The organism is Paraburkholderia sediminicola (assembly GCF_046026895.1).
GTDB lineage: Bacteria > Pseudomonadota > Gammaproteobacteria > Burkholderiales > Burkholderiaceae > Paraburkholderia > Paraburkholderia sediminicola_C.
On record NZ_JAQQEU010000087.1, the window covers coordinates 1 to 20,794 of the forward strand.

The 20,794-nt window shown below is 58.2% G+C and carries 23 protein-coding genes and 1 pseudogene; 13 read left to right on the plus strand and 11 right to left on the minus strand.

The features are described 5' to 3' along the window. Positions 1-625: 625 nt before the first annotated feature. Positions 626-1,408 (minus strand): hypothetical protein, encoded by a 783-nt coding sequence (locus PQR02_RS34450; protein ID WP_408242244.1) that lies wholly within the window; start codon positions 1,406-1,408, stop codon positions 626-628. Further along, positions 1,362-3,032 (minus strand): DUF4011 domain-containing protein, encoded by a 1,671-nt coding sequence (locus PQR02_RS34455; protein ID WP_408242246.1) that lies wholly within the window; start codon positions 3,030-3,032, stop codon positions 1,362-1,364. The genes PQR02_RS34450 and PQR02_RS34455 overlap by 47 nt, the downstream gene beginning before the upstream one ends. A gap of 562 nt (positions 3,033-3,594) precedes the next feature. Here PQR02_RS34455 and PQR02_RS34460 point away from each other — a divergent pair. From PQR02_RS34460 to PQR02_RS34470, 3 genes are all read left to right on the plus strand, one after another. After that, the gene (locus tag PQR02_RS34460; RefSeq protein ID WP_408242248.1) at positions 3,595-4,983 is read left to right on the plus strand and encodes an ATP-binding protein; all 1,389 of its coding nucleotides are present in this window, start codon (positions 3,595-3,597) and stop codon (positions 4,981-4,983) included. Positions 4,984-5,024: 41 nt separating this feature from the next. Beyond that, positions 5,025-5,681: a hypothetical protein gene (locus tag PQR02_RS34465; protein ID WP_408242250.1), complete on the plus strand. Its 657-nt coding sequence runs from the start codon at positions 5,025-5,027 to the stop codon at positions 5,679-5,681. 80 nt (positions 5,682-5,761) lie between these two features. Further along, positions 5,762-6,784 carry a J domain-containing protein gene (locus tag PQR02_RS34470; protein WP_408242252.1) on the plus strand — a complete coding sequence of 341 codons (1,023 nt, stop codon included), beginning with the start codon at positions 5,762-5,764 and terminating at the stop codon, positions 6,782-6,784. A 541-nt stretch (positions 6,785-7,325) separates the two neighbouring features. On the opposite strand, the gene PQR02_RS34475 is transcribed toward PQR02_RS34470, so the two are convergent. Further along, positions 7,326-7,490: a hypothetical protein gene (locus PQR02_RS34475; RefSeq protein WP_408242254.1), complete on the minus strand. Its 165-nt coding sequence runs from the start codon at positions 7,488-7,490 to the stop codon at positions 7,326-7,328. Positions 7,491-7,624: 134 nt separating this feature from the next. Here PQR02_RS34475 and PQR02_RS34480 point away from each other — a divergent pair, with 134 nt between their 5' ends. Next, positions 7,625-8,614 (plus strand): ATP-dependent nuclease, encoded by a 990-nt coding sequence (locus PQR02_RS34480; RefSeq protein ID WP_408242256.1) that lies wholly within the window; start codon positions 7,625-7,627, stop codon positions 8,612-8,614. A gap of 38 nt (positions 8,615-8,652) precedes the next feature. After that, positions 8,653-9,045, plus strand: coding sequence for a hypothetical protein (locus tag PQR02_RS34485; RefSeq protein ID WP_408242258.1), 393 nt, complete (start codon positions 8,653-8,655; stop codon positions 9,043-9,045). Positions 9,046-9,166: 121 nt separating this feature from the next. Here the strand turns inward: PQR02_RS34485 and imuA are convergent, their stop codons facing one another. Beyond that, positions 9,167-9,871, minus strand: a complete 705-nt coding sequence (gene imuA, locus PQR02_RS34490) for a translesion DNA synthesis-associated protein ImuA (protein WP_408242260.1) — start codon at positions 9,869-9,871, stop codon at positions 9,167-9,169. Between the two features lie 180 nt (positions 9,872-10,051). Here imuA and PQR02_RS34495 point away from each other — a divergent pair, with 180 nt between their 5' ends. Next, positions 10,052-10,645 (plus strand): hypothetical protein, encoded by a 594-nt coding sequence (locus PQR02_RS34495; RefSeq protein ID WP_408242262.1) that lies wholly within the window; start codon positions 10,052-10,054, stop codon positions 10,643-10,645. A gap of 9 nt (positions 10,646-10,654) precedes the next feature. Here PQR02_RS34495 and arsN2 read toward each other — a convergent pair whose 3' ends face one another. From arsN2 to PQR02_RS34510, 3 genes are read right to left on the minus strand one after another with little or no spacing between them, the layout of a single operon-like run. Then, positions 10,655-11,122: an arsenic resistance N-acetyltransferase ArsN2 gene (arsN2, locus tag PQR02_RS34500; RefSeq protein WP_408242264.1), complete on the minus strand. Its 468-nt coding sequence runs from the start codon at positions 11,120-11,122 to the stop codon at positions 10,655-10,657. Between the two features lie 35 nt (positions 11,123-11,157). Beyond that, positions 11,158-12,411: an MFS transporter gene (locus PQR02_RS34505; protein WP_408242300.1), complete on the minus strand. Its 1,254-nt coding sequence runs from the start codon at positions 12,409-12,411 to the stop codon at positions 11,158-11,160. A 14-nt stretch (positions 12,412-12,425) separates the two neighbouring features. Further along, the gene (locus PQR02_RS34510) at positions 12,426-13,043 is read right to left on the minus strand and encodes a hypothetical protein (RefSeq protein ID WP_408242266.1); all 618 of its coding nucleotides are present in this window, start codon (positions 13,041-13,043) and stop codon (positions 12,426-12,428) included. A 240-nt stretch (positions 13,044-13,283) separates the two neighbouring features. On the opposite strand from PQR02_RS34510, the gene arsH reads away from it, so the two are divergent. From arsH to PQR02_RS34525, 3 genes and pseudogenes are all read left to right on the plus strand, one after another. Next, positions 13,284-14,060, plus strand: coding sequence for an arsenical resistance protein ArsH (arsH, locus tag PQR02_RS34515; RefSeq protein ID WP_408242268.1), 777 nt, complete (start codon positions 13,284-13,286; stop codon positions 14,058-14,060). A 9-nt stretch (positions 14,061-14,069) separates the two neighbouring features. Further along, positions 14,070-14,408: an ArsR/SmtB family transcription factor gene (locus PQR02_RS34520; RefSeq protein WP_087645399.1), complete on the plus strand. Its 339-nt coding sequence runs from the start codon at positions 14,070-14,072 to the stop codon at positions 14,406-14,408. Next, a pseudogene (locus PQR02_RS34525) lies at positions 14,409-14,882 on the plus strand (ArsI/CadI family heavy metal resistance metalloenzyme). Positions 14,883-14,994: 112 nt separating this feature from the next. On the opposite strand, the gene PQR02_RS34530 reads toward PQR02_RS34525, so the two are convergent. Next, positions 14,995-15,336 carry an ArsR/SmtB family transcription factor gene (locus PQR02_RS34530; protein ID WP_041730777.1) on the minus strand — a complete coding sequence of 114 codons (342 nt, stop codon included), beginning with the start codon at positions 15,334-15,336 and terminating at the stop codon, positions 14,995-14,997. A gap of 200 nt (positions 15,337-15,536) precedes the next feature. Here PQR02_RS34530 and PQR02_RS34535 point away from each other — a divergent pair, with 200 nt between their 5' ends. Next, positions 15,537-16,052, plus strand: a complete 516-nt coding sequence (locus PQR02_RS34535) for an arsenate reductase ArsC (protein WP_408242270.1) — start codon at positions 15,537-15,539, stop codon at positions 16,050-16,052. 2 nt (positions 16,053-16,054) lie between these two features. Then, positions 16,055-17,137: an ACR3 family arsenite efflux transporter gene (gene arsB / locus PQR02_RS34540; protein ID WP_408242272.1), complete on the plus strand. Its 1,083-nt coding sequence runs from the start codon at positions 16,055-16,057 to the stop codon at positions 17,135-17,137. 102 nt (positions 17,138-17,239) lie between these two features. Here arsB and PQR02_RS34545 read toward each other — a convergent pair whose 3' ends face one another. From PQR02_RS34545 to PQR02_RS34555, 3 genes are all read right to left on the minus strand, one after another. Then, the gene (locus tag PQR02_RS34545; RefSeq protein ID WP_408242274.1) at positions 17,240-18,445 is read right to left on the minus strand and encodes an MFS transporter; all 1,206 of its coding nucleotides are present in this window, start codon (positions 18,443-18,445) and stop codon (positions 17,240-17,242) included. Positions 18,446-18,739: 294 nt separating this feature from the next. Next, the gene (locus PQR02_RS34550) at positions 18,740-19,084 is read right to left on the minus strand and encodes a YnfA family protein (RefSeq protein ID WP_408242276.1); all 345 of its coding nucleotides are present in this window, start codon (positions 19,082-19,084) and stop codon (positions 18,740-18,742) included. 136 nt (positions 19,085-19,220) lie between these two features. Then, entirely contained in the window at positions 19,221-19,622 is a 402-nt protein-coding gene (locus PQR02_RS34555) for a MerR family transcriptional regulator (protein WP_408242278.1), read from the minus strand. A gap of 396 nt (positions 19,623-20,018) precedes the next feature. Here PQR02_RS34555 and PQR02_RS34560 point away from each other — a divergent pair, with 396 nt between their 5' ends. Together PQR02_RS34560 and PQR02_RS34565 are read left to right on the plus strand one after the other, a co-directional pair. Beyond that, positions 20,019-20,216 (plus strand): hypothetical protein, encoded by a 198-nt coding sequence (locus PQR02_RS34560; protein ID WP_408242280.1) that lies wholly within the window; start codon positions 20,019-20,021, stop codon positions 20,214-20,216. Between the two features lie 189 nt (positions 20,217-20,405). Further along, positions 20,406-20,789 (plus strand): thioredoxin family protein, encoded by a 384-nt coding sequence (locus tag PQR02_RS34565; RefSeq protein ID WP_408242282.1) that lies wholly within the window; start codon positions 20,406-20,408, stop codon positions 20,787-20,789. Positions 20,790-20,794: the final 5 nt, after the last annotated feature.

Consider the following 20,794-nt stretch of genomic DNA (forward strand, 5'->3'; position numbering starts at 1 on the left):
CGCGTCTGCATCTCGTCTAGTCGTTTCCGACACTGGCGATGCTTCGATCTTCATCTCTGCTTCCTTCCGGTCTTTTGCTATCAACTTTCCTGCCCCGCTTCCCTAGTGCGCCTTTTGCTCTGACGCAGGTCTCCACGACTTAACGCTGCCGTCTGCAGTACTATCGGGACTCTGACTCCTGCCAGCGTTCACCTCGCCGGCAGGTCTCCCCGCTTGTTTCGTGCCACCATCCCATCGTTCCGTCCTCAACCACGTGGTATGCCACCGCACCGCTTTATCCGCCACGACAGCGTGCTGTGTTAGTTCCAGGCTTCGCCACTTTCGTGCAGGCTCGCCGTCATACCCCGCCGAAACAGGTTCGTTAACCTACGGACCGACAGTTCGCTTCCGGTTGCTCCCCACCCCGCCTCGCGACGACGCAGTTACCTTCAGCTACGGAGCTGTGGCCAACTCCGGCAGGGACTTTCACCCTGCAAATGGCACGCCATCACGGGCGTACACGAAACCGCTCGCGCGGTAGGGGGTTCCGGCTGAGCTCTGGTGGTACCCGGGAGGAAACCAGCTCTGTTTTCATGTCAGGTACGAGGCAAGCCGCCTCGTTCCTCAACAGGAGCAGAGCCATGACTCACACCAGCCAGGGTAGCGACTCGTTCCACGGCTGGGAAAGCTGCGAACGAAGTTCGTGATAGCGAGTGAGCTGAACGATACCTTGCCGCACGTCCTCCAAGACCTGGTTGCCCCGCGGCGCTGAAAGCGAAGCGTGCAGCTCGCGGTGTCGTTCCACCAATGGTTTAGCGACGCGCAGGTTATCTGCAATTGTTTTTGCATCCGGACGCAGAACGAACTGCCAATCGTGCCCAGACGCAGATGGCAAAGTCGCAGCCAGGAGGCGCAGGCCTTCCCTAACGCGCGCATCGAGAACAGGCGACGGCAACCCCACGGCGGCACTCAGTTGCGTGGTCGCAGCTTCAAAACGGGCAACCACGGAACCGATGGCACGGGCCGAGTCGAGCAACGAGGCTTGCCAAAGCGGCGACCATTCAGTTTGAACCACGTGAGCGAGCGGGCTCGACGTCAGCTGCCCCTCTCCCATCACTTTCGCGTGAACATCTAGCAGTTCGGCCGTCTCACGCAGCGTTCGCATAGCAACTGAATCGTGAACCCGAGCGGACGGCCATGACAACTGCAGGACGGGCAAGTCATGCCCGGCGACAACGCGGCCGATTCCCGGGGGCCCAATGAGGACGAAGTCTTTTCCCTTGCTTCCCGCCACGACCGCGGAAAGCTGCGACGAATCAGCCGGTAATGGGCAGAAGGTGTCCTGGATGCCCAGCTCCAGTTCGAAATCTTGGCGAAGCATTTCAATCAGCGTCGGATTGAAGCGCGGAGCGCGCGCTTCGCCGCTCAAGCGACACAGGAACAAGAATGAGAGGCGCGCGATACTTCTTGTCGTCCTTCGCTTCACGTGTCCAGGAAAGAAAGCCCAGCGCCAGATACAAAGTGTTGGAACCACCCTCCTGCAAGTTTGTGCGTGAAGTGCGAAAGAGCTCGACCAGTCGAGTATCCATTTCGTCTTGCGAGAGCCCGACGAAAACCTCCCTTCGCTTCAATGCGTCAATCGCATGGGAACGACGAATGTTTTCGCGCTCCCGAGCTTCGTGGATTGCCTGGCTACGTGGGTCGTTGCCGTCCATTAGGTCGGGACGCGTGAGCAGCTTGATGGCGTGCCCCTCCGCCAGAATATCTTCCAGTTGGCCGGGGTCTGGCGCTTCTAGCTTCAGCGATTTCTTGCCGGCCTTGAAACTGAGGAGATTATTGCGAAGTGACAGGTCAAGCAGCTTCCGTTGCCAACGGGTCAGCCGGTCCTCCGGGCGTTCGACAGCCTTGTCTTCCGAGGAGCGTTCCAGTTCTTCTGGCAGTTCCGGAGCGACCTCGAACTTTCTCTCGAGATTGACTTCTTCCGTCCCGACAGTCCCACGTTCAATCGCCTGCTCGCTGGCAAGCGGCTTGATACGCTGCATTCGCGCGCGGCGGATGTCGATAGCCAAATGGAATTTTCGCCCCGCCTCTTCGGAAATCTGCTTCTCGGCGTCCGCGATAGCAAAGCTGAATGCCGGATAAGGGCGATGCGTGAGCATCGTCGACTCAAACAGCACCATCTCCTTCAACTTCACACGTTTCCGGAGCGCCGTAACATCGTCGATAACTGACGTCGAGAATTCTTCGGGTTTCAGCCAGACGCCCGGGAACGCGTGTCCATCCGTGAAAACGAGCACCGCGTTGAGACCGGCTTGTTCGAGCGCGGCACACGCAAACAGTGCGAGGTCGAGACAGGTCGCAAGGCCCGAGTCGGCTATCTGGCTGGGGCTACGCACCTTCTGCCCAGACTGTTCGAAACTTGCCGGCGGCACCGCATAGTCAATGCCCATCGAGCCGATGGCATTCCAGATGGCGGATGCCAATTCCCAAGCTCGCTTTGCACCTTCCTGATACCCGTTGATAGCCCCTGACTTGCCTGCTTTGTGAAGGACGTCCGCGGCTTTCTTCAGGACCCGCTCTACAGCCTGTTCGTTTGGCTGAACGAATGCCGCGACCATATCGGGGAGAGCCGTTAGGCCGCCCCACTGGTTACGTGGCAATAATTCGACGGTTGTCTCAAACGAAGCAAGCTCAACAGGGCTTTCCGACCCCGCGGTCAGCTTGAAAGTAATGTGTGCCTTTTCCGACTCTGTCAGCCTGCCAAGAAGCGCTCCGTCCAGCGACAGGTCGAGGTCGCTGATGCGCACATCTTTTCCGGTCGCGATGTGGTCCAGGTGCCATGGCTTCGGCTTGAAAAATGACGGCTCGGAGGATGCGGTAAGCAGCAACTCCTTGATGTCAACGGCCGTCTCGTTGGCAAGCGAGAGTTCGTGGACAACCGGAATGGCATTCTGGAAGTCGGCCAGATTTATTTTGCCAGCGAGCGTGGCCTTAATCTGCACGCAACGTGGCTCCTCCGGCATTTCTGCCGGCTCAACAATAGTCTCATCCATCTGGCCCCCAAAAATTCCGCTTGTACGTCTTCTCTCAATTTGATTATGCCGTCGCCCCGTCGCGCCCTAAATGCCGAACAGGCAATCAGAATATGGGCTTTTTGTGGAATCGAGTAGCACCCTTCCGACGGGAGTAGCGCCCCGTCGCATAATCTCATATAGGTGGAGACCCTAGCTATGGCGTATACCGAAAAACCGCGTTTGCTCATCCACATGGCAGTCGGTTTAAAACGAATCGGTTCAGTCAGACGAGCTCCGGAATAACGAATAGAAGCAAAAGGCAAACGATTGCGAAGCGCAGAAAAGATGCTCCTCAGCGCATTCGGGCAATATTCCAAGCTGCCAGCCGGTGCTCATAGTAAAGTTGCCCACTGCCATCCAGCACGGCGTATGCGGCTTCGAGGAGACGGGTCCGGGTGCACCACACGTCGACGTTTGCCACGCGATTTGCGCGTACACGCGAAACTGCACGCCCGGAATTATTCATTTACGTGCTCGGTCGGGGCATAGCACGCAGCTACAATATGCCTACAACTTGCGTGAATCGCCCTTCTTATTGCCCATGACCACTCTGAGCGCGCTGTGCATTCAAGCCGAGCATCTTATTTCTGAGGCGGATGGCGTCAAAGGGCGTCGAGACGCGCTGAATGGTCAATTGGTCACGGCCCGCCAAGTCTACGTGGCCCTCCAAGATGACTTGGTCGAGGCCAGAAAGGAGACGGCCTCGTGGGCTGACGATTGGGCTTCCACGCTGTCGAATGCTGGACTGGACGCTGCCTACGATACCGGGACTGTCGAAGGTGCCCTGGAATTGATTGGCGAAATCGAGGAAAAGGCACGCAAGGTTTGCCAGATTCAGGCGGAGCGTATCGATACGATGATGGCAGACCTCGCCTTGTTTGCCGAGGATGTTGAAGCATTGTGCGGCGCTATTGCCGCGCCCCTAAACGGCCAAGAGCCTGCGGAGGCGGTGCAACAACTTGTCATCAAGGTGCGACTGGCCAATCAAGCTCGAGATGAACGAGAGCGGCTAACTGCTGCGCTGAGGGCGGCGGAGCAGCAGGTCGCGGAGTTGGAGACGACCAAGCAAGAGGCAGAAGCCGTCATTGAGCCTTTGAAGGCGCGGGCGGGAGTATCTACTCGCGAGGCCTTGGCTGAATGCATCGCCCAATCCGATGAAAAGCGTCGATTGCTGGAGGAAAACGCCCGACTAAGGCGCGACCTGACGACGGGCGGAGATGGCCAGTCGAGACAAGACATCGAGGCTGAGATTGCAGCGGCCAACTTGCCGGAGATTGCCACGGATATTGCCGCGCTGTCCGGCGACCTCATGACTGTCGTCGAGCGTCAGGGAACGCTATCCGCTGAACTGGCGACCGCAGAGTCCACAGTAACGGCCATTGGCGGCTCGGATGCGGCGGCGCAGCCAGAGGGCCAGCGGCAAGAGGCCTTGTCGAAGATGGCCGATGCGGCCGAGCGCTACGTGAAGGTGTTCACTGCTGCCCGATTGTTGCGCTGGTCCATTGACCGCTATCGTCAGGATAAGCAAGGCCCAATGCTGGCCAAGGCCAGCGCAATATTTGCGGAACTGACTCAGGGTTCCTTTGAGCGCTTGGTCGTGGACTTCGACAAGCAACCCATGGTGCTGGAGGGGCGCCGCCCTGAAGGCAAGCATGTTGGTATCTCGGGCATGAGCGATGGCACCCGCGACCAGCTATTCTTGGCGCTACGCCTGGCCGCTTTGGAAATTCGCCTGGAACAGGCGTCCAAGCTGCCGTTCATTGCAGACGACCTGTTCGTCAATTATGACGACGCGCGGTCGGCTGCGGGCCTGCGGGCAATGGCGTCCCTTGCCAAACAGACCCAAGTGATTTTCCTGACCCACCACCATCACATGGAAGCACTCGCTCGAGACACATTGGGCGATGCTATCAATGTCGTGCACCTGTAATCAACGAACTATCATCGGCCAACGAACGAAGGGACCTCGCAATGTCGCAAGTCACATTGGATGAACAACGTGTGCAAATCGTGGCAGCCGCAGAGGAGGGCAACACGTTAGTAGTGCAAACCGTAGTGAAAATTGCCGCAGCGGCGGAATATACCGTCAGCTTGGATTTCCAGGCGTTCGTGAACTTGTTGGCGCACAGTAAGCCCACCGCCATGTATCTACTTGCAGTGACATTTGACCCCCAGGAAGACCTCGAGAGTTGGTGGGACATTGACGAAGACGATGAAGATGACAAGGCGTTGATGCGCGATGCCAAGGTCAAGCGGTTCATTCACAAGATGGGCCATGCTGGTGAGATTGGTAGCCTGATGGCCAGCTTCATCGTGGATGGCGTGCTGCACACCCTTTACGCCGATGCCGAGTGGTACACCGAACTGGAGAAGCAGGCCGAGGAACTCAAATCGCAGGTCTACGTCGCGCGGGAGCGCAAGGAAGACGAAGAAGACAAGAAAATGAAGGCGCTTGTTCGTGAGCACGCCAAGACACTCTGCGAGCATCCTAAATTCACCGAGGGCCGCCCCTCCAAAGAGAAGCGCACCTACTTGGCTGAATCGCTGTTTCCGGACCTTGAAACTTACCTCATCTATCGAGTCGTAGACGAGGCGTCGAACATGGCCTGGCTGACGAATAGTAAATAATCCGGGGGCTCGGGTCCAAGGCTATCGCTTCTGAACTGCCCAAGAAGTATCTCGCGACGCAACGTCTTGGTCAGCAATCATTGAAGTTCAAACTGGTCCTTGATGACGGTGAGCGGATGGAAATTGCCATGAGCGAACATCAGCGCATTCTGTACAAAGGTGACCGCAACCTCGATGACCCCGACTACGCCGGGGAGCAATTTAAACGCGCAAAGCTTGCCTACGAGTTTTTGAATGATAAAGCTCAGCGTGCTCGGTACGACCGGGAGCGCGCAGAGCCAAAGGCCTCCGAAAGAGCCAGTGACCGCTCAGATAACGACGCATTCGTCGTTTTGTTGCGTCGACTAACCGAATCAGCAGTGCAACTTGCACGCCAGGGGCGCGATAGAAAGTTTATTTTTGATATGTTGATTAGCGAAGGATGCGCGCCCAACGTCGCCCAGTTCGTCGTCGACCAAGCAATGGAGATTGCAGACGCTCGCAAGACGTTCAACGCTTCGTCTGCGCCTAGTTGTCCTCCAGAAACGTCGCAATCATCTCATCAGCGCGCATCGCCCCCGCCATTGTCGACACGAAGCAAAATGAAACTCACGTTGTTTCTAGGTATTGGTTGTTCGTTTCTGGCCGGCGCTTGGCTCATGAACCTCCCGCCGGCTGGGTCGTCGACGCAGAAACCAGGCCCGTTCGTTGCCCACGCAACGACGGAGGTGGTTAGCCCCGCACAGAGTGTGCCCACGGGGAAGACCAAGGGAAGTGACACGCAAGTCGTCTCAAGCGAAGACCCCCTTGCGGGGCCAGCGCTCGCGGTACCTATTCTCACGGCAGAGAATTCTGCAGTGCCTCCCACTGACGTACCGCGCGAGGCGTGGCAGGTTTGGCGCGCCGACCAAGACGAGTTCGGAGCCAAGCTTTTGAGGTCGATTACCGCCGAACATCCAGAGCTGGCGTGGTTGCGGGAGCCGGCAGTTCTGCTGGCTAAGACCTTTGAGGCGGACCCAACATTCCGGGATTGGCAGGTAAAGCTGCAAGGAGCAACACGGGTTAGGGTGAAATTCCTCGGCGCGCGCGAGTTTGGAGGAGGCGAAGACACGCCACTATGGTGAGCATTGCTCTTTGCGACAACTCCAGAGGACGAATCCTCCTTTCGGTGCGCAGAATGCCGCCCTCAATTAGTGTCGTTGTCGTGACGGTCGACAACGACGGGAAGCTTGTAACGAAGACTACCTTTCATGCAATTGGCGCGTTCGGTCGATTTGGCAAATACCCGCTTACTCGACAACCAGTAGCGCGAATGCCCATATCACCCGTTGAGACCGTGCTGATGCTTCATGACCCAAAGACTCTTTCAGGAGTCGATTACGCTGACATGCGATTCTTTCGTTTTAACGGTGAATCTCTCAATGAAGTGCTCGACATGACTTACTGGTCTGACAACTCACGAGGCGCTCAATGTATCGAAAGTTGGAACGAAACCAGGTGCGGGAAGTTCAGACCGAAGGTCCGTTGGGTCATTAAGCCAGGGCAACAATATTGGTCTCTAGACGTCGAAGATTTCGGAATCAAGGTTGACTCTCGCGGCAACGTGGTCAAACTCGCACTTCCTTATGTGCTCAGATTCAACGGAGTAGTGTTCGAATCCGATGGTCACGGCTGAACCTTCTCGTTGGTTGCCGGGGAATCCCGTTTTATGATGCCCGGCAGCGTTTTGGCAAAAGCACTCGGCATGCCGAGCGTAAGGAAGTCAATCTTTAGCAGGTCGAGCGACTCAAAGTCGTCCTTGTCCTGCTCGATGGCAGAGCGGTCTGCCATTGCCGCGTTCTCGACCGCCGTGCGAGCTTGCCGCTGCTGATAACAAAATCACCCGAGTGCTTCATCCCCCGCGTAGACCATCGCATTTGTTTATTGAATCCGCGGAGGCATACAGATGGGTTGGGAATGACAAGATGCTAAAGGAAGCACGTAACACGGGCACGGGCTTTGTCAATATCGGACAGATGCTGAACACTTTGGTCTCTGCAGGAGCCCGGCAGCCGGAAACGTTACAGGCTCAGGCAGTCTCGTCCGAGAAGCATGTGGGGGATTTGGCGTTGGCGATAACCGAAACGGCGCCGAACGTGCTCCCATTTGATGCAGACATGCACTCCCTTCCCGACTATGTCGATATTGACGACGAAGGGACACTCATGGGAGTCGCAAAAAATGCCGCGCGGAATTATCTGCGGGCAGCCGGAATATCGCTTCGTGACCTGTTGACCGTCGACAGACGTGCCCAAATTGCGATTACTGAGAGGGGCGACAAGAAGGTCAACGAGCGTTTCAGGAAGTTCTTCGAGGTCGAGGAAAACAGTTTACCGGTTCCTCGGCTTCGTTGCAGACTTGAATTTCGGCCGGAGACGGACACTACGGGTACCTGCAGGTATCTCAGCTTCTGGGCAGCAGATGGTGAGACGGATTTTTATCCGGTGCAACGCAGCAGAGGCGTGAAGTGGTTTGTATCGCTTTTCTTGCTTTTGAGCGCATCCGAGACTACGCGTCGCGGTCGCCTGCTGTTGCTCGATGAACCCGGAGCATGGCTACATATACGCGCACAGCGAAACCTCCTCCGGTTGCTCAACGCCGTCGAAGGAGATGTGCAGGTAGTCTATACGACGCACAGCCCGCAGCTTATCGAATATGACAAGCTGTACCGTGTGCGGGCAGTTCAGCGGACGACTGGCCAGCCAAGCGGGCCGACGAAGATAATAGATGCTGCGCATCTTGGAAGCGCGACCAGTGATACCCTCTCGCCGCTCTATACGGCCATCGGTGCTGACCTTTCTCATCAACAGCACATACAAAAGTCCGACAACGTTCTGCTTGAAGAAATCAGCGGCTTTTACTATCTGAGTGCCTTCTGGCAGCTAACCGATGCGCACAACCAGCATATTTCCTAGCGGCGACCGGCGCCGACAAGCTCGTCCAGCTTTCATTCTTGCTGCGGGGGTGGGGTCTTGACTTCATCGTCGCCGTCGACGACGACAAGAAGGGCCGCTCGCTACGCGAAAAGTTGAAGCAAACGCTTTATGGTGGGGACGAGGCACAAACCAAAGAGAACTTAGTGCTAGTCGATGGCTGTCCAGGCATTGAGGATGTATTCAGCCAGTGCGATTTCGCCACACACGTCTTGAATAGGCAGTTGCCGGCTGTGGGGACGCGCAACTCAGATTACGTGAAGCAACTGAAGGTGTCGAAACCTGTCGTTGCGGCTCGGTTCCTGCAGGCCGTCAAGGAACGAAAGCTGACTTGGGAGCAATTGGACGATGAGACAAAGAGGCGCATAAGAGAGGTGGTCGACTCAATCTCCTTGGCGCTCGCGCGCAAGTGACTTGGCTAGGCGAGGCTCAACTAAAGCATTGGTGCACCGTCCTTGAGCCCTTTCCGCTGCCGCCAAGAACGCCGCGCCCAAAGCCCCCGGAAAGCGAACAGCCGTCGCTGCTTGATTGACCTCAATGCGCCAGCTCCACCGGGACACGTGGAACGGCCACTGGAGCAATTGGCCTGACAGTGCGGCCCCGTGGCGATAGAAGCACAGGTGTCGGTTGCAATTCGATGTTAAGTGGTTCGATACCGACGGGACCACGACGCTTAACTATTTCAACGGTAAGGCCACCCGCGGCGGCCTTTAGAGCAAGCCGCAATATCGCGGGCGACGCATCTTGCGCGACAGCGAGCGGCCGCACCATAACGAAAAGCGTGTCCGAAGCCTGAGCGGCAAGATGAAGGCGACGCAGCGATGAGGCTTGGACGTGTTGGGCCCAATACAGGAGCGCGCCGCAACTGCCGGTTCGAAGAATTTGCTCCGCCGACCACAACGCGTCCGCCGTTTTCGGCGCCTTTATGTGCATCACCGTCCGAATTGACACGCCGATGTGGGCTAGGCCAAGGCAGTGCGGTACCTGCGGCGGGTGCAGCAGCGCGACACATCGTGCACCGACTAACTTCAATGCAGGCTGGAGCAGGCGGAGTTCGCCGACGCCGCCTTGCTGCACAAGCAGCTCAACCAGCCCGCCCAGCGGCCAGCCGCCATCCGGAAGCTCCGCCGAGAGCAAAGGGTAACCCGTGTCCAATACTCGGCCGCGACCGCGGGCGAGCTGGGACGCCCGCCACAGCGACGGATGGATGCTTTCAAGGGCGGTCGTGCTCGCAGTCATATTGCCGAAAAACCTGTATGGATGTACAGTATCCTACACCGATTCAGCGCATGGGGGTGACGCCGGCAATTCAGCTTCTCAACCGGCCGAGCCCACGCCAGCGGGCGCGAAGTACATGTAGTTCAGAAACCGCACGGACACTCATGCCCATAGCGGATGCTGCCCAGCTTGGAGGGGGCCATGTTTGAAGACATTGTCGGGTTGCCTTTGCTTACAGACGCGCACAAGTCGGTGCTTCGCTGCTACCTGGCAGTCAGCGACGTGGCATCCCTTTCGCTGCAAGGGGACTGGCTCAGCAATGACCACCTTGTGGAGTCCACCCGTATCTGGCTGCAACGGAACGCGTTGACGGCAAGCTGGCTGGAGCGGATTGAAGTTGTCGCCGAGGCGCGTGAAATCGCTCGCGCGGTCGTAGAGCATGAACTCAACGATGAAGGCGATGCGCGGCCCGAGCAGCTTTTTACTTCTGCAATGACGGTTCAATACGCGTCTCCCGTTGTTGCCAAATCTGGAGGCGATGTAACAGTGCAGTCTCAAATTGACGCGCGGATTCGTTCCAAGCACAGACCGAAGATGGAACCGGACACCTACAAGGGATACAGCATTTGGGGCCACGCGATTCCTCAGCATGACGGCTATGCGGCGAGCGGAACCATCACGAAGGGTACGAAGCTCGTGGAGAGCTCGGGTGTGCTCGCGGCGTGTAGAACAGAGGATGAAGCACGAAGCATTGGCGTCAATTGGGCGCGCGCGTGGGTGGACACCCACGGCTAACCTTCAGTTTTAAGCGCGCGTGAAGCTCTCTGTAGGAACACTTTCCAGCACGCGCCTCAGGCAAATCGCCGATGCTGGACACAACATTGCAAACTGCATACTTGCCCGGATTTCAGCTGGCGCAGTGGTCCGGTCTGCTACGACATAGCCGGCCCGTTGAAAGAACTCGGCGGCGGTCGTCGTCAGCAACCACAATTCAGAAATGTCATCGGCCCGCGCAACGTTCTCGGCGTAAGCCAGTAATTGGCGACCCAGTCCTTTCTCGCGAGCATTGTTCGCTACGACCAGTGACCGCAGCAGCGCACTTGTCCCGAATTTCTCGAGACCAACGCACCCGATGAACCCTCCGTTTGCGTCCTCTGCGACCAAGAAGTCGTTGAGTGCAATGGCGGTGATGTCGACCGCCGGCAACCCGTTCTCTGCGAGCAATGCTTTGATGGCATCAAGGTCATCACTTCGTGCGGAACGTATCTTCATAGTCGACGTTGTCCTTGATGGTTTCGGAGGCGATGTCAGGCGCCCATAGGTTGAGTGTGGCGGCTGACCCGAACAGCCACAAAGAACGCGATTGCTGACAGTATCGAGACGAGAAACACGGTCCATTCGACAGCTACGTAACCGTGAGTGAAGCTCCAGATGCTGGCGGCGGCAATCGGCGCTATCCCCTTGGCGACATTCGACGGGAACGAAAGCATGCCGCTGACTGCACCGTAGCCTTCGGTCCACATCAGGTCCTGCACGATGGTGCCGCGCAGGATGGTCATCATCCCATTCGCGGCCCCATAGCAAAGCGCGAATAGCCACAGCAGCGCGGCCGAGCGGCCAGCACCTATCAGGATAACGGTCGAGAGCGGGAACAGCGTTACGATGATGATGCCCACGGTACTAACATGAACCGTTCGGCCGAAGGTGAACCAGACGGCCCGTGCGGCTACCTGAGCCGGACCGATGAGTGCCATGGTGGTTACCAGCACGGCGTTGGACACGCCGCGCTCGACCATGAGGGGCACGAGATGAAATGTGAGCGCCGCGAACGTCGCGTAGTAGGCTGTGAAGCACACCGCGAGCGCCCAGAAAATTGGAGAACGAAGTGCGCGACGTGCGGCTGCGTCGTTGGCCAGCTTTACCGCGCCATTGGTCGGCCGGGCGCCCGGGTCAGCGCGCGAAGAACGGATTGTCAGCACATGAATAGGCAGACAGATAATCAGATTTAGGGCGGCGAGAACAACGAGTGACGTCCTCCACCCCACCGAGCCAACCAACAACTGGGTCAACGGTATGAAGACCGTGCTGGCAAATCCGGCGACCAGCGTGATGAGTGTGATTTTGGTTCGGAAGCTTCGCGGATAGCGGTGCGTGACGACGGCGAAGACGGGGTCGTAAAACGTGGCCGCCATGGAGATGCCGAGGCCAATCCATGCTACAAAGAGCACCGTCAGCGACTGCGCGCCGGCCCAGAGCAGCAGCATGGCTGCGGCGATGACTGAGCCGACAACCATCACCCGGCGTCCGAGCCCGTGGTCAATCCAGCGTCCAATGGGATATGCGGCGAATCCGGAAACCAGCAACCCGACCGAAAGGGCGGCATTTGTCGCCGTTCTGCTCCAGCCCATAGATTGCTCCATGGGCACGACCAGCAGGGAAAACGAATAGTAGACGGAGCCCCAGGAGACTAGCTGCGCTAGCGCCAACGCCCATGTAACCAGACTGTCTTTGCTATCTGCCGGTGCGGTGTCTCCGCTGGCGCTCTCACTTCGGCTCGACATTGTGCTCAATTTTTTCAGCCCCTCATCTGGCTCAGTTTGTGGACGGTGCCGCTGCCAGTACGAAAGGCGTCGCAGCAAAAGAATGTTGCTGAAGCAAGTCTGTGCGCGATGACAGCGGCGACTCGCTCATGAACTGGGTCGATGCGGCGCGCGGCAGCCATCGGCAGGGTTATCTGTACGGCGCCGAGAAAGCCGATTCCTTCCCTTTCGCAATACTGCTGAACGCGTAGCGCGACGAGCCGCTCTCTCAGGCGTGCCGACGCCCCAATGACGCCGCCTTTCTCACAATTCGTGGTCAAGGCGACAAAAAACTTAGAGCCTTCGTCGGCGAGGCGATTGCGGACCCGCAGCAATGGGGTCTTCCAGTCACACAGCGGCCACACACGGCTCAGGATTTCCGCATCCGCGACAAGGACAGCGGCCGACGAGCCGTCCGCAGCCAGGAATCGCGCAAGCTCGAGTTTCTCGTCAGCCGCCGCTGTCAGCGCAATCGCTGAGGTCGCATATCCGGTCTGCAACTCAAACGCCCTTGCTACGTCCGTCGGAAGCGACGCGCACCATGACCCCGTCGTAGCGCGACCGCCGACAGGACGTATCGTCGCGTTGGCGGTTCGCCGGTCTGCCTTCAGCATGATGAATCCTGCATCGAGTGGCAATGCCACCCTCCCGACACGGGCAAACGCGCTCCAGTCAACACCCGGTTTTCGCAGTCCATGGCAGCCTCCAAAGATTTCATATTTCCAGAGTACCGGAAATGTTGTAGGATGCAAGTGACGAAGTGATGACGGTCGTATTCCGCAGGTGCTGCAAAGCGCCTTGAATCGGCGAAACACCTCCATATAATTGGAAATGTCAAATAGCAGGGTAATGAGATGACAGTTCACGCAATCAATGGCGACCAGAGCTTTCCGGCGGCCAGGACAGATATTTTCCACACCGACATCGCAGCGCGCCTTGGAATGGAGGGGCAGCCGCCGGTAAGGATTCTGCTGCTCTACGGTTCGCTGCGTGAGCGGTCGTATTCGCGGTTGCTCGTCGAGGAAGCCGCTCGCCTGTTGCAGACGTTCGGCGCGGAAACACGCATTTTCGACCCGCGCGGTCTGCCACACGCGGACGACATCGACGTGAAGAACCATCCCAAGGTGAAGGAGCTGCTCGAGCTGTCCCTGTGGTCAGAGGGGCACGTGTGGTGCAGCCCGGAGCGCCACGGCACCATCACCGGTCTGATAAAGACGCAGATTGACCATCTCCCGCTCGTCAGCGGAGGCATCCGTCCGACGCAGGGGCGCACGCTTGCCGTCATGCAAGTCAGTGGTGGCTCGCAGTCCTTCAACTCGGTTAATCAACTGCGTCAGCTTGGCAGGTGGATGCGCATGTTCACCATCTCCAACCAGTCGTCGGTTGCCAAGGCATTCGAAGAGTTCGAAGACGACGGCCGGATGAAGCCGTCGTCTTACTACGACCGCCTGGTCGACGTTATGGAGGAACTGGTCAAGTTCACGCTGTTGCTCCGCGGCCGCGCCGACTATCTCGTCGACCGCTACAGCGAGCGCGTGAAGGAGGAAAGGCCGCTCGACCGCGCGACCGACCTGGCCTCCCAGGCAATCGCCGACCATTCCCGCAAGGAAGCGCAGGCGGGTAACCAATAAAGGACTGTGATGGCAACCCTGGATTCGAAGTTGGCAGTCAAGGCGCTCGCGGCACTTGCGCACGAAACCCGTCTCGCGGTCTTCCGCCTTCTGGTTACAGCGGGACGCTCGGGTATGAGTCCGGGCGCCATTGCCGAAAAGCTGGGGCTTCCCGCGCCGACGCTGTCATTCCACCTGAAGGAGCTTGCCCACGCGGAGCTCATTGAAGGCAAGAGTCAGGGCCGGTTCATCATCTACTGCGCCAGCTATGACCACATGCAGACGCTCATGGATTTCCTGATGGAAAACTGCTGCGCGGCGGAGCAAGCAGAGCAATGCGGCTGCGCGACCAACGAAACGGAGGCGTAAATGAAGCGATTTCACGTGCATGTTGTTGTCCCGAAACTCGACGAAAGCGTGCGTTTCTATAGCAGCATGTTTGGCGCGGAACCGTCAGTGCTCAAGAACGATTACGCGAAGTGGATGCTCGAGGACCCGCGCATGAACTTCGCCATCTCAGCGCGCGGCGGTGAGACTGGCGTCAATCACCTCGGCTTTTAGGTCGACAGCGACGAGGAGCTGGCTGCTCTTCGCGAGCAGGTGGTTGCCGGCAGTGTCACGGTGCAGGACCAACCTGGCGCGCAGTGCTGCTACGCGAACTCGAACAAATACTGGACCCAGGACCCGGCAGGCGTGCCGTGGGAAACCTATCACACGCTCGGCGGCATCCCGATGTTCGGAGCGGACAGCCGGGAGTCGGCCGCTCCTGGAGCGGGCGGGGCCTGCTGCGCCCCGGTTACCTCGATTCTAGCTGTGATTGAGAAAAAAGTCGGCTGTTGCTGAGTCGCGACGGCAAAAGAAAACGGCCGCCCGAGGATAGGAGGCGGCCGTTGTAGTTGGATACTGATGCGGATGACAAATGTGTTCTGCGCGACTTACCCCACTAAGCGCCTGTTCATGCGGTCACGGGCTTGCACTTCACTTTCCTGGCGGGCTTGCACGCAGCCGAGTCCACTCCTTGGCAGCAGTTCTCGGTCAGAAAGCCAACCAGGTCGTTCATGTGCTCGATTTCGGGTCCGTAGTATACGAAGCGCCCTTCCTGGCGAGACGTTACCAGGCCAGCATGCGTCAGCTCCTTGAGATGGAAGGATAGCGTCGCGCTGGCCAGGTCAAGATGCTCCTGGATGACTCCGACATTGAGACCTTCCGGCCCGGCTGTGACGAGCAGGCGAAAAATAGCCAGGCGCGTCGGCTGTGCGAGCGCGGCCAAAGCTTTGATGGCGTCTTTTTCCTTCATAAGGCTCTGTCTTCAAGGTTATGTGCCGATTCTAACGCGGCGCCGCCGGGCGCGGGGTGGAACAGTCGACCCCAGACTTCACCGCTGCCAGCGACGAACGACAAAGCGTGCCCGCGCTTGCTGCGTCACGACGTTTCCATTATATTGGAGATATGGAGTAATTCGAAACCGCCTAGACCAAACGTCGCCAGGAGAAGTCTGTGACCGAACACCGAGAATACAATGTCCTATTCCTCTGTACCCACAACTCCGCACGCTCCATTCTTGCGGAAGCGGCATTGAATGAACTCGCGAGTGACCGCTTCGTGGGGTACAGCGCAGGCAGTCACCCCGGCACTGCTCCGAACCCTTTTGCACTTGACCTGCTGCGTTCACAGGGGATTTCGACAGACGGGCTACGCAGCAAGAGCTGGGACGAATTCGCTGAAGACGGCGCACCGCAAATCGATTTCATTTTTACTGTCTGCGACAACGCAGCCGGCGAGGTGTGCCCGATTTGGCCCGGTCACCCTGCGAAAGCACACTGGGGCGTACCCGACCCCTCGACGGTCGAAGGCTCTGACGACGCCAAGCGCAACGCATTCCTGCAGGCCTACGTGCAGATGAAGAAGCGCATCGACCTCTTCGCGAATCTGCCATTCGAAAAGCTGGACCGTGTTGCGGTCCAGCAGGAAATGCAGAACATCGGCACGTCGCTGCGTGAGAAGGGAGAGTAACGATGGCAGGCAGTCAAACAGTCGCGAAGGCCGCTCGGCGGGCGCCTAGCGGCATCGGTTTTTTCGAGCGCTATCTGTCCGTGTGGGTCGCGCTATGCATCGTGGTCGGCATCGTTCTCGGCAAGCTGTTGCCCGGCGCTGTCCACACCGTATCCACGCTGGAGTTCGCCCACGTCAACATCCCCGTCGGGATTCTGATTTGGGTCATGATTATTCCGATGTTGTTGCGCATTGACTTCGCTTCGCTTGGCAAGGTCCGCACGCAGCTGAAAGGAATTGGCGTCACGCTGGTCATCAACTGGGCGGTCAAGCCGTTCACGATGGCGTTTCTGGCATGGGTCTTCGTGCGGCAGGTATTCGCGTCGCTGCTGCCCGCTGACCAGCTCGACAGCTACGTGGCCGGCCTGATTCTTCTGGCTGCAGCGCCTTGCACAGCGATGGTCTTCGTCTGGAGTCAGCTGACGAAAGGTGACCCTTACTTCACGCTGTCACAGGTCGCGTTGAACGACCTGATTATGGTGTTCGCGTTTGCCCCGGTCGTGGGTCTGCTGCTCGGCATCTCGAACATTGCGGTGCCTTGGGATACATTGCTGACCTCGGTGGTGCTCTACATCGTCATCCCCGTCATCATTGCGCAGCTTATTCGCAAGACTCTCCTACGTCAGGGCGAGCAGGCCTTCCAGAAAGCGCTCTCGAAGATTGGCCCGTTCTCCATCGCTGCGCTGCTGCTGACACTTGTGCTGCTCTTCGCGTTCCAGGGTGAGCAAATCATTGCTCAGCCTCTCGTCATCCTGCTGCTCGCGGTGCCTATCCTGATTCAGGTGGTTATCAACTCGTCGCTCGCCTACCTGGCGAACCGGCAACTGGGCGTATCGCACGACGTTGCTGCACCGTCCTGCCTGATTGGCGCGTCCAACTTCTTTGAGCTCGCTGTTGCGACGGCCATCAGCCTGTTCGGTCTGAAGTCCGGTGCGGCACTGGCAACAGTAGTCGGCGTGCTTATCGAAGTGCCGGTCATGCTGGTCGTAGTCAAGGTGGTCAACTCGTCACGGCACTGGTATAACGCGAGTCTTGACCGAGGTTAACCGACAGCGGTCGTCCCCGGAAGGCGGCTTTGTCGGCGACCCAAAGTCCTGAACTAAAGCTACGCCGTCAGATTGAGCGCGTACTGCTGAAAGTACGCTGGTTCAGCGACTTTCAGCAGTGTCAGGCGTCCGCCCGAACAAGAGCAACGCGATAGTCAAGACGCAGAAACCTACTCCCGCATAGAACGTGGCGGCTGCGCCGAGGCGGTCCCACAAGGCGCCCGCGATAACGCTGGACACAAGCGTAACAACACCGCTGAGCAGGTTAAAGAAACCATACGCGGTGCCGCGCAGTTGCGCAGGCGCGGTGTGAGCGACCATTGTGGCCAGCAACCCCTGCGTCATCCCCATGTGCAGGCCCCACAGCGCGACACCCACGAGCACGACGCTGCAGTGCGTGCCATGCGCGAGCACCACATCCGACGCAATCAATACAACAAGGCCCGCAACCAGCAATTTGGTGTGGCTCATCGTGTCGGCGAGTTTCCCGAAGGGATAGGCGGACAGCGCATAGACAACGTTCATTGCGACCATAACAAGCGGAACCAGCGCTATCGGCACGCCGCTTCCCATGGCGCGCAATACCAGGAAGGCTTCGCTGAACCGGGCTAGTGCGAATACCCCGCCCACGACGACCACCCACCAATAGCGGGTGCCGAGCTGCTTCACGCTGTCCCAGCGAATCGGATTGACCCGCTTTGTGCCTGGCTCCCGCGTCGGCTCTTCGATGCCAAAGGTCAACAGGGCTACGGCGAGCAGACCAGGAATGACGGCAAGCCAGAACGCGAGCCGGAAGTTATCTGCCCACACCACCATGATGACAACGGCCAACAGCGGTCCGAGGAACGCGCCGATGGTGTCCAGCGACTGGCGCAGTCCGAATGCAGCACCTCGCAGATGTGGCGGCGTGACATCGGCGACGAGCGCGTCGCGTGGCGCGCCTCTGATGCCTTTGCCCACCCGGTCCATGATGCGTGCGGTCACCACGATACCGATGGTTGGTGCAATGGCAAAAAGCGGTTTGCTCAGCGCACCCAGCCCATACCCTGCGACTGCGAGCCACTTGCGATTGCCAAGGTAGTCGCTGAGGGTCCCGGAGAACACCTTGACGATGGGCGCGGTCGCCTCAGCGATGCCTTCGATGAGGCCAATCGTCGTTGCACTGGCACCGAGACTTGCCATCAAGAACATCGGCAACAGACTGTGGATGATTTCGGACGAGACATCCATGAAAAGGCTGACACAGCCGAGCACCCAGACGCTGCGCGGAATTTGCCGAAGAATACTGACCGGCGGTTCGGTTTGCATCGACGATTCTGTTTTCTGAAAGCACAACGTAGATGGTCGGAAGCGCGGTCGGTCAGAGGCACACGAAATGTAGATGGCCCCGCAATTCTGCGGCTTATGCCTCTTTATCCAACTGCTCTTCTAGGAATTTCCGAGGCCCTGACGAGTATGGGAAATATGGTCATTGTGTTGTGACAGCGTTGCGCGAATGTAAGGAGGGCTTTGCGCTCGCTCACGAACAGGCAAAGCGTCCAGCGGACCTGCGCGACAACCATCGGCGCTGCTATGGATGTGACCGTCAAGGTTAACGGTAGGTTATGCAGCGACGCGTTGCCCCATCGCGATAACACCGGCACCGCACAACGCCAAGGCGACGCCTAATACGTCGGTCCAGGTTGGCGTGACGCCATCGACGCCCCAGAGCCAAGCGAGCGCCGTAGCGATATACACCGCGCCGTACGTAGCATAGACCCGACCGCTTGCGGCGGGGTGCAGCGTAAGCAGCCAAACAAAAACAGCCAGACTGAGGGCCGCTGGTAAAAGGAGCCAAAAACTACCTCTACCTGTGAGCCAAAGTAATGGCAGATAGCAGCCGACAATCTCGGCTATTGCAGTCGCGAAAAATAGTCCAAAGGTTCGTGCAAAACTGCCGAATTCCATAATTACGCTCGTCCTTTTTCAGGAAGATGCGACTTCGCGGTATTCGGCCGCTTCACATATGTGGACTCGGCCTGGCAAAATCCCTGCGAGGGCGCGGTCGCGTCGAGTTTAGTTTGGGAAGACAGGTCTTCAATAATCACGCATTCCCTCGTCTGCCCTTTGCAGCACACCTCGTTGCAGCTCTCGACAAAGGCCACCAGACTCGTTTAAGGTGCCGCATTTCCTCCAGCCTTGCGCGCACCGCGTCCAGATGCGCTTTTGCCATGTCGCGCACTTCAACGCAGGAGCGGTCTCCATCCTCAAAAAGTTTTACCAGTTCCCGCACCTGCTCGATGGGAAAACCGAAGTCACGGCAGCGCTTGATGAAGGTCAAACGCTTCAAATCCGAATCCTGGTAGTACCGGTGCCCATTGGCAGCGCGTTGAGCATGTGGCAGCAAACCTATTTCTTCGTAGTAACGAATCGTGGGCACATTGGTGTTCGTCTCCGAAGCCAGTGCGCCGATAGTGAGGCTCGATTGCGACATGACGGCACCCATCAAAAAGTCCTTGCACCTCAAGTTACTTGAGGTTGTATCTTGAATGCAAGCACATTCGCCGAACGTCCGAGAAAGGTTTTTGTATGAAAGTCGCGAAATCGAGAATCGGCGCGGTAGCCGGAACGATTGGTACCGCTGGCGCCGTCGCGGCGGCTTGCGTCGCGTGCTGCGTCGGTGTTCCTATGGTCAGTCCGTTGCTCGCCTGGGTGGGACTCTCGAGCCTTGGTGCGGCGCTGACGGGCTGGTATTTGCCGGTAGCCGGTGTATCCATCCTGGGGCTCGGCATCGTTTTGCTTGTCCGTCGTCGGCGCAGCATAAACCGGCCCACGGTGCACGGTGCGTCCGGCTGCGGGTGCGGCAGCCGGCAGCCAAACCTGATTCTGCCGGGGAATCCGAATGAACAGCGATAAATCGGCCCCTCTGGCCTGCTCTCTGTCTGCGAAAGACTTCAAGGACCGCGCAAACTGGCTGAAGGGCCTCACGGCCAATGCCCTCCTGGCCCACCACGTTGAAGGCCTATGCGCTCGCCTGACCTACAGGGCAGAAGCAGCGGAAGACGTCGAACGGCTTGTGCGTCAGGAACAGCAGTGCTGAGGCTTTCTGCGCTTTCAGGTCACCCGAACCGATGAACATGTGAAGCTAACAATCATAGCACCTGAAAGCGCCGGCGAAGACGCCCGCGCGCTCTTTGCACACCTTATTCCCGGCGAACCGGCATAACCGCCGCCTGACGGCGACGCATCGCCGGGTCTCATCGAGCTACTATTCCTGTAGGCATTGTCCATGAAACCCTTTTCCCGTTATATCGTCGGAGTGCTTTTCGCGGTACTCAGCGCTGCTGCCATCGCTGGCGGAATACCGTTCGAGAAAAAGACCTTTAACGATTTGCGCACTGCCGGCAAGCCGGTTGTGGTGCATGTCTATGCCAAGTGGTGTGAGACCTGCCAGAAGCAGGCGGCTATTACGCCCTCACTTCTCGCCGCCCCGGAGTTCAAGGAATTGACGTTGATGGAGGCAGACTTCGACCAGGAAAAGGCACTGCTCAAAGAGCTGCATGTGACGTACCAGAGCACGTTCGTCGCGTTCAAAGGCACGGCGGAGGTTGGCCGCTCAACCGGCGAGACGAACCAGGGACGTATAGCTGCGCTGTTCCGCAAGGCGCTTTGAGAAAC

Excerpts from the sequence above, each read along its gene's own strand:
- PQR02_RS34455 (WP_408242246.1), bottom strand. The coding sequence starts at position 3,032 with ATGGATGAGACTATTGTTGAGCCGGCAGAAATGCCGGAGGAGCCACGT.
- PQR02_RS34460 (WP_408242248.1), top strand. The coding sequence starts at position 3,595 with ATGACCACTCTGAGCGCGCTGTGCATTCAAGCCGAGCATCTTATTTCT.
- PQR02_RS34465 (WP_408242250.1), top strand. The coding sequence starts at position 5,025 with ATGTCGCAAGTCACATTGGATGAACAACGTGTGCAAATCGTGGCAGCC.
- PQR02_RS34475 (WP_408242254.1), bottom strand. The coding sequence starts at position 7,490 with ATGGCAGACCGCTCTGCCATCGAGCAGGACAAGGACGACTTTGAGTCG.
- PQR02_RS34480 (WP_408242256.1), top strand. The coding sequence starts at position 7,625 with ATGCTAAAGGAAGCACGTAACACGGGCACGGGCTTTGTCAATATCGGA.
- imuA (WP_408242260.1), bottom strand. The coding sequence starts at position 9,871 with ATGACTGCGAGCACGACCGCCCTTGAAAGCATCCATCCGTCGCTGTGG.
- PQR02_RS34495 (WP_408242262.1), top strand. The coding sequence starts at position 10,052 with ATGTTTGAAGACATTGTCGGGTTGCCTTTGCTTACAGACGCGCACAAG.
- arsN2 (WP_408242264.1), bottom strand. The coding sequence starts at position 11,122 with ATGAAGATACGTTCCGCACGAAGTGATGACCTTGATGCCATCAAAGCA.
- PQR02_RS34505 (WP_408242300.1), bottom strand. The coding sequence starts at position 12,411 with ATGTCGAGCCGAAGTGAGAGCGCCAGCGGAGACACCGCACCGGCAGAT.
- PQR02_RS34510 (WP_408242266.1), bottom strand. The coding sequence starts at position 13,043 with ATGCTGAAGGCAGACCGGCGAACCGCCAACGCGACGATACGTCCTGTC.
- arsH (WP_408242268.1), top strand. The coding sequence starts at position 13,284 with ATGACAGTTCACGCAATCAATGGCGACCAGAGCTTTCCGGCGGCCAGG.
- PQR02_RS34520 (WP_087645399.1), top strand. The coding sequence starts at position 14,070 with ATGGCAACCCTGGATTCGAAGTTGGCAGTCAAGGCGCTCGCGGCACTT.
- PQR02_RS34530 (WP_041730777.1), bottom strand. The coding sequence starts at position 15,336 with ATGAAGGAAAAAGACGCCATCAAAGCTTTGGCCGCGCTCGCACAGCCG.
- arsB (WP_408242272.1), top strand. The coding sequence starts at position 16,055 with ATGGCAGGCAGTCAAACAGTCGCGAAGGCCGCTCGGCGGGCGCCTAGC.
- PQR02_RS34545 (WP_408242274.1), bottom strand. The coding sequence starts at position 18,445 with ATGCAAACCGAACCGCCGGTCAGTATTCTTCGGCAAATTCCGCGCAGC.
- PQR02_RS34550 (WP_408242276.1), bottom strand. The coding sequence starts at position 19,084 with ATGGAATTCGGCAGTTTTGCACGAACCTTTGGACTATTTTTCGCGACT.
- PQR02_RS34555 (WP_408242278.1), bottom strand. The coding sequence starts at position 19,622 with ATGGGTGCCGTCATGTCGCAATCGAGCCTCACTATCGGCGCACTGGCT.
- PQR02_RS34560 (WP_408242280.1), top strand. The coding sequence starts at position 20,019 with ATGAACAGCGATAAATCGGCCCCTCTGGCCTGCTCTCTGTCTGCGAAA.
- PQR02_RS34565 (WP_408242282.1), top strand. The coding sequence starts at position 20,406 with ATGAAACCCTTTTCCCGTTATATCGTCGGAGTGCTTTTCGCGGTACTC.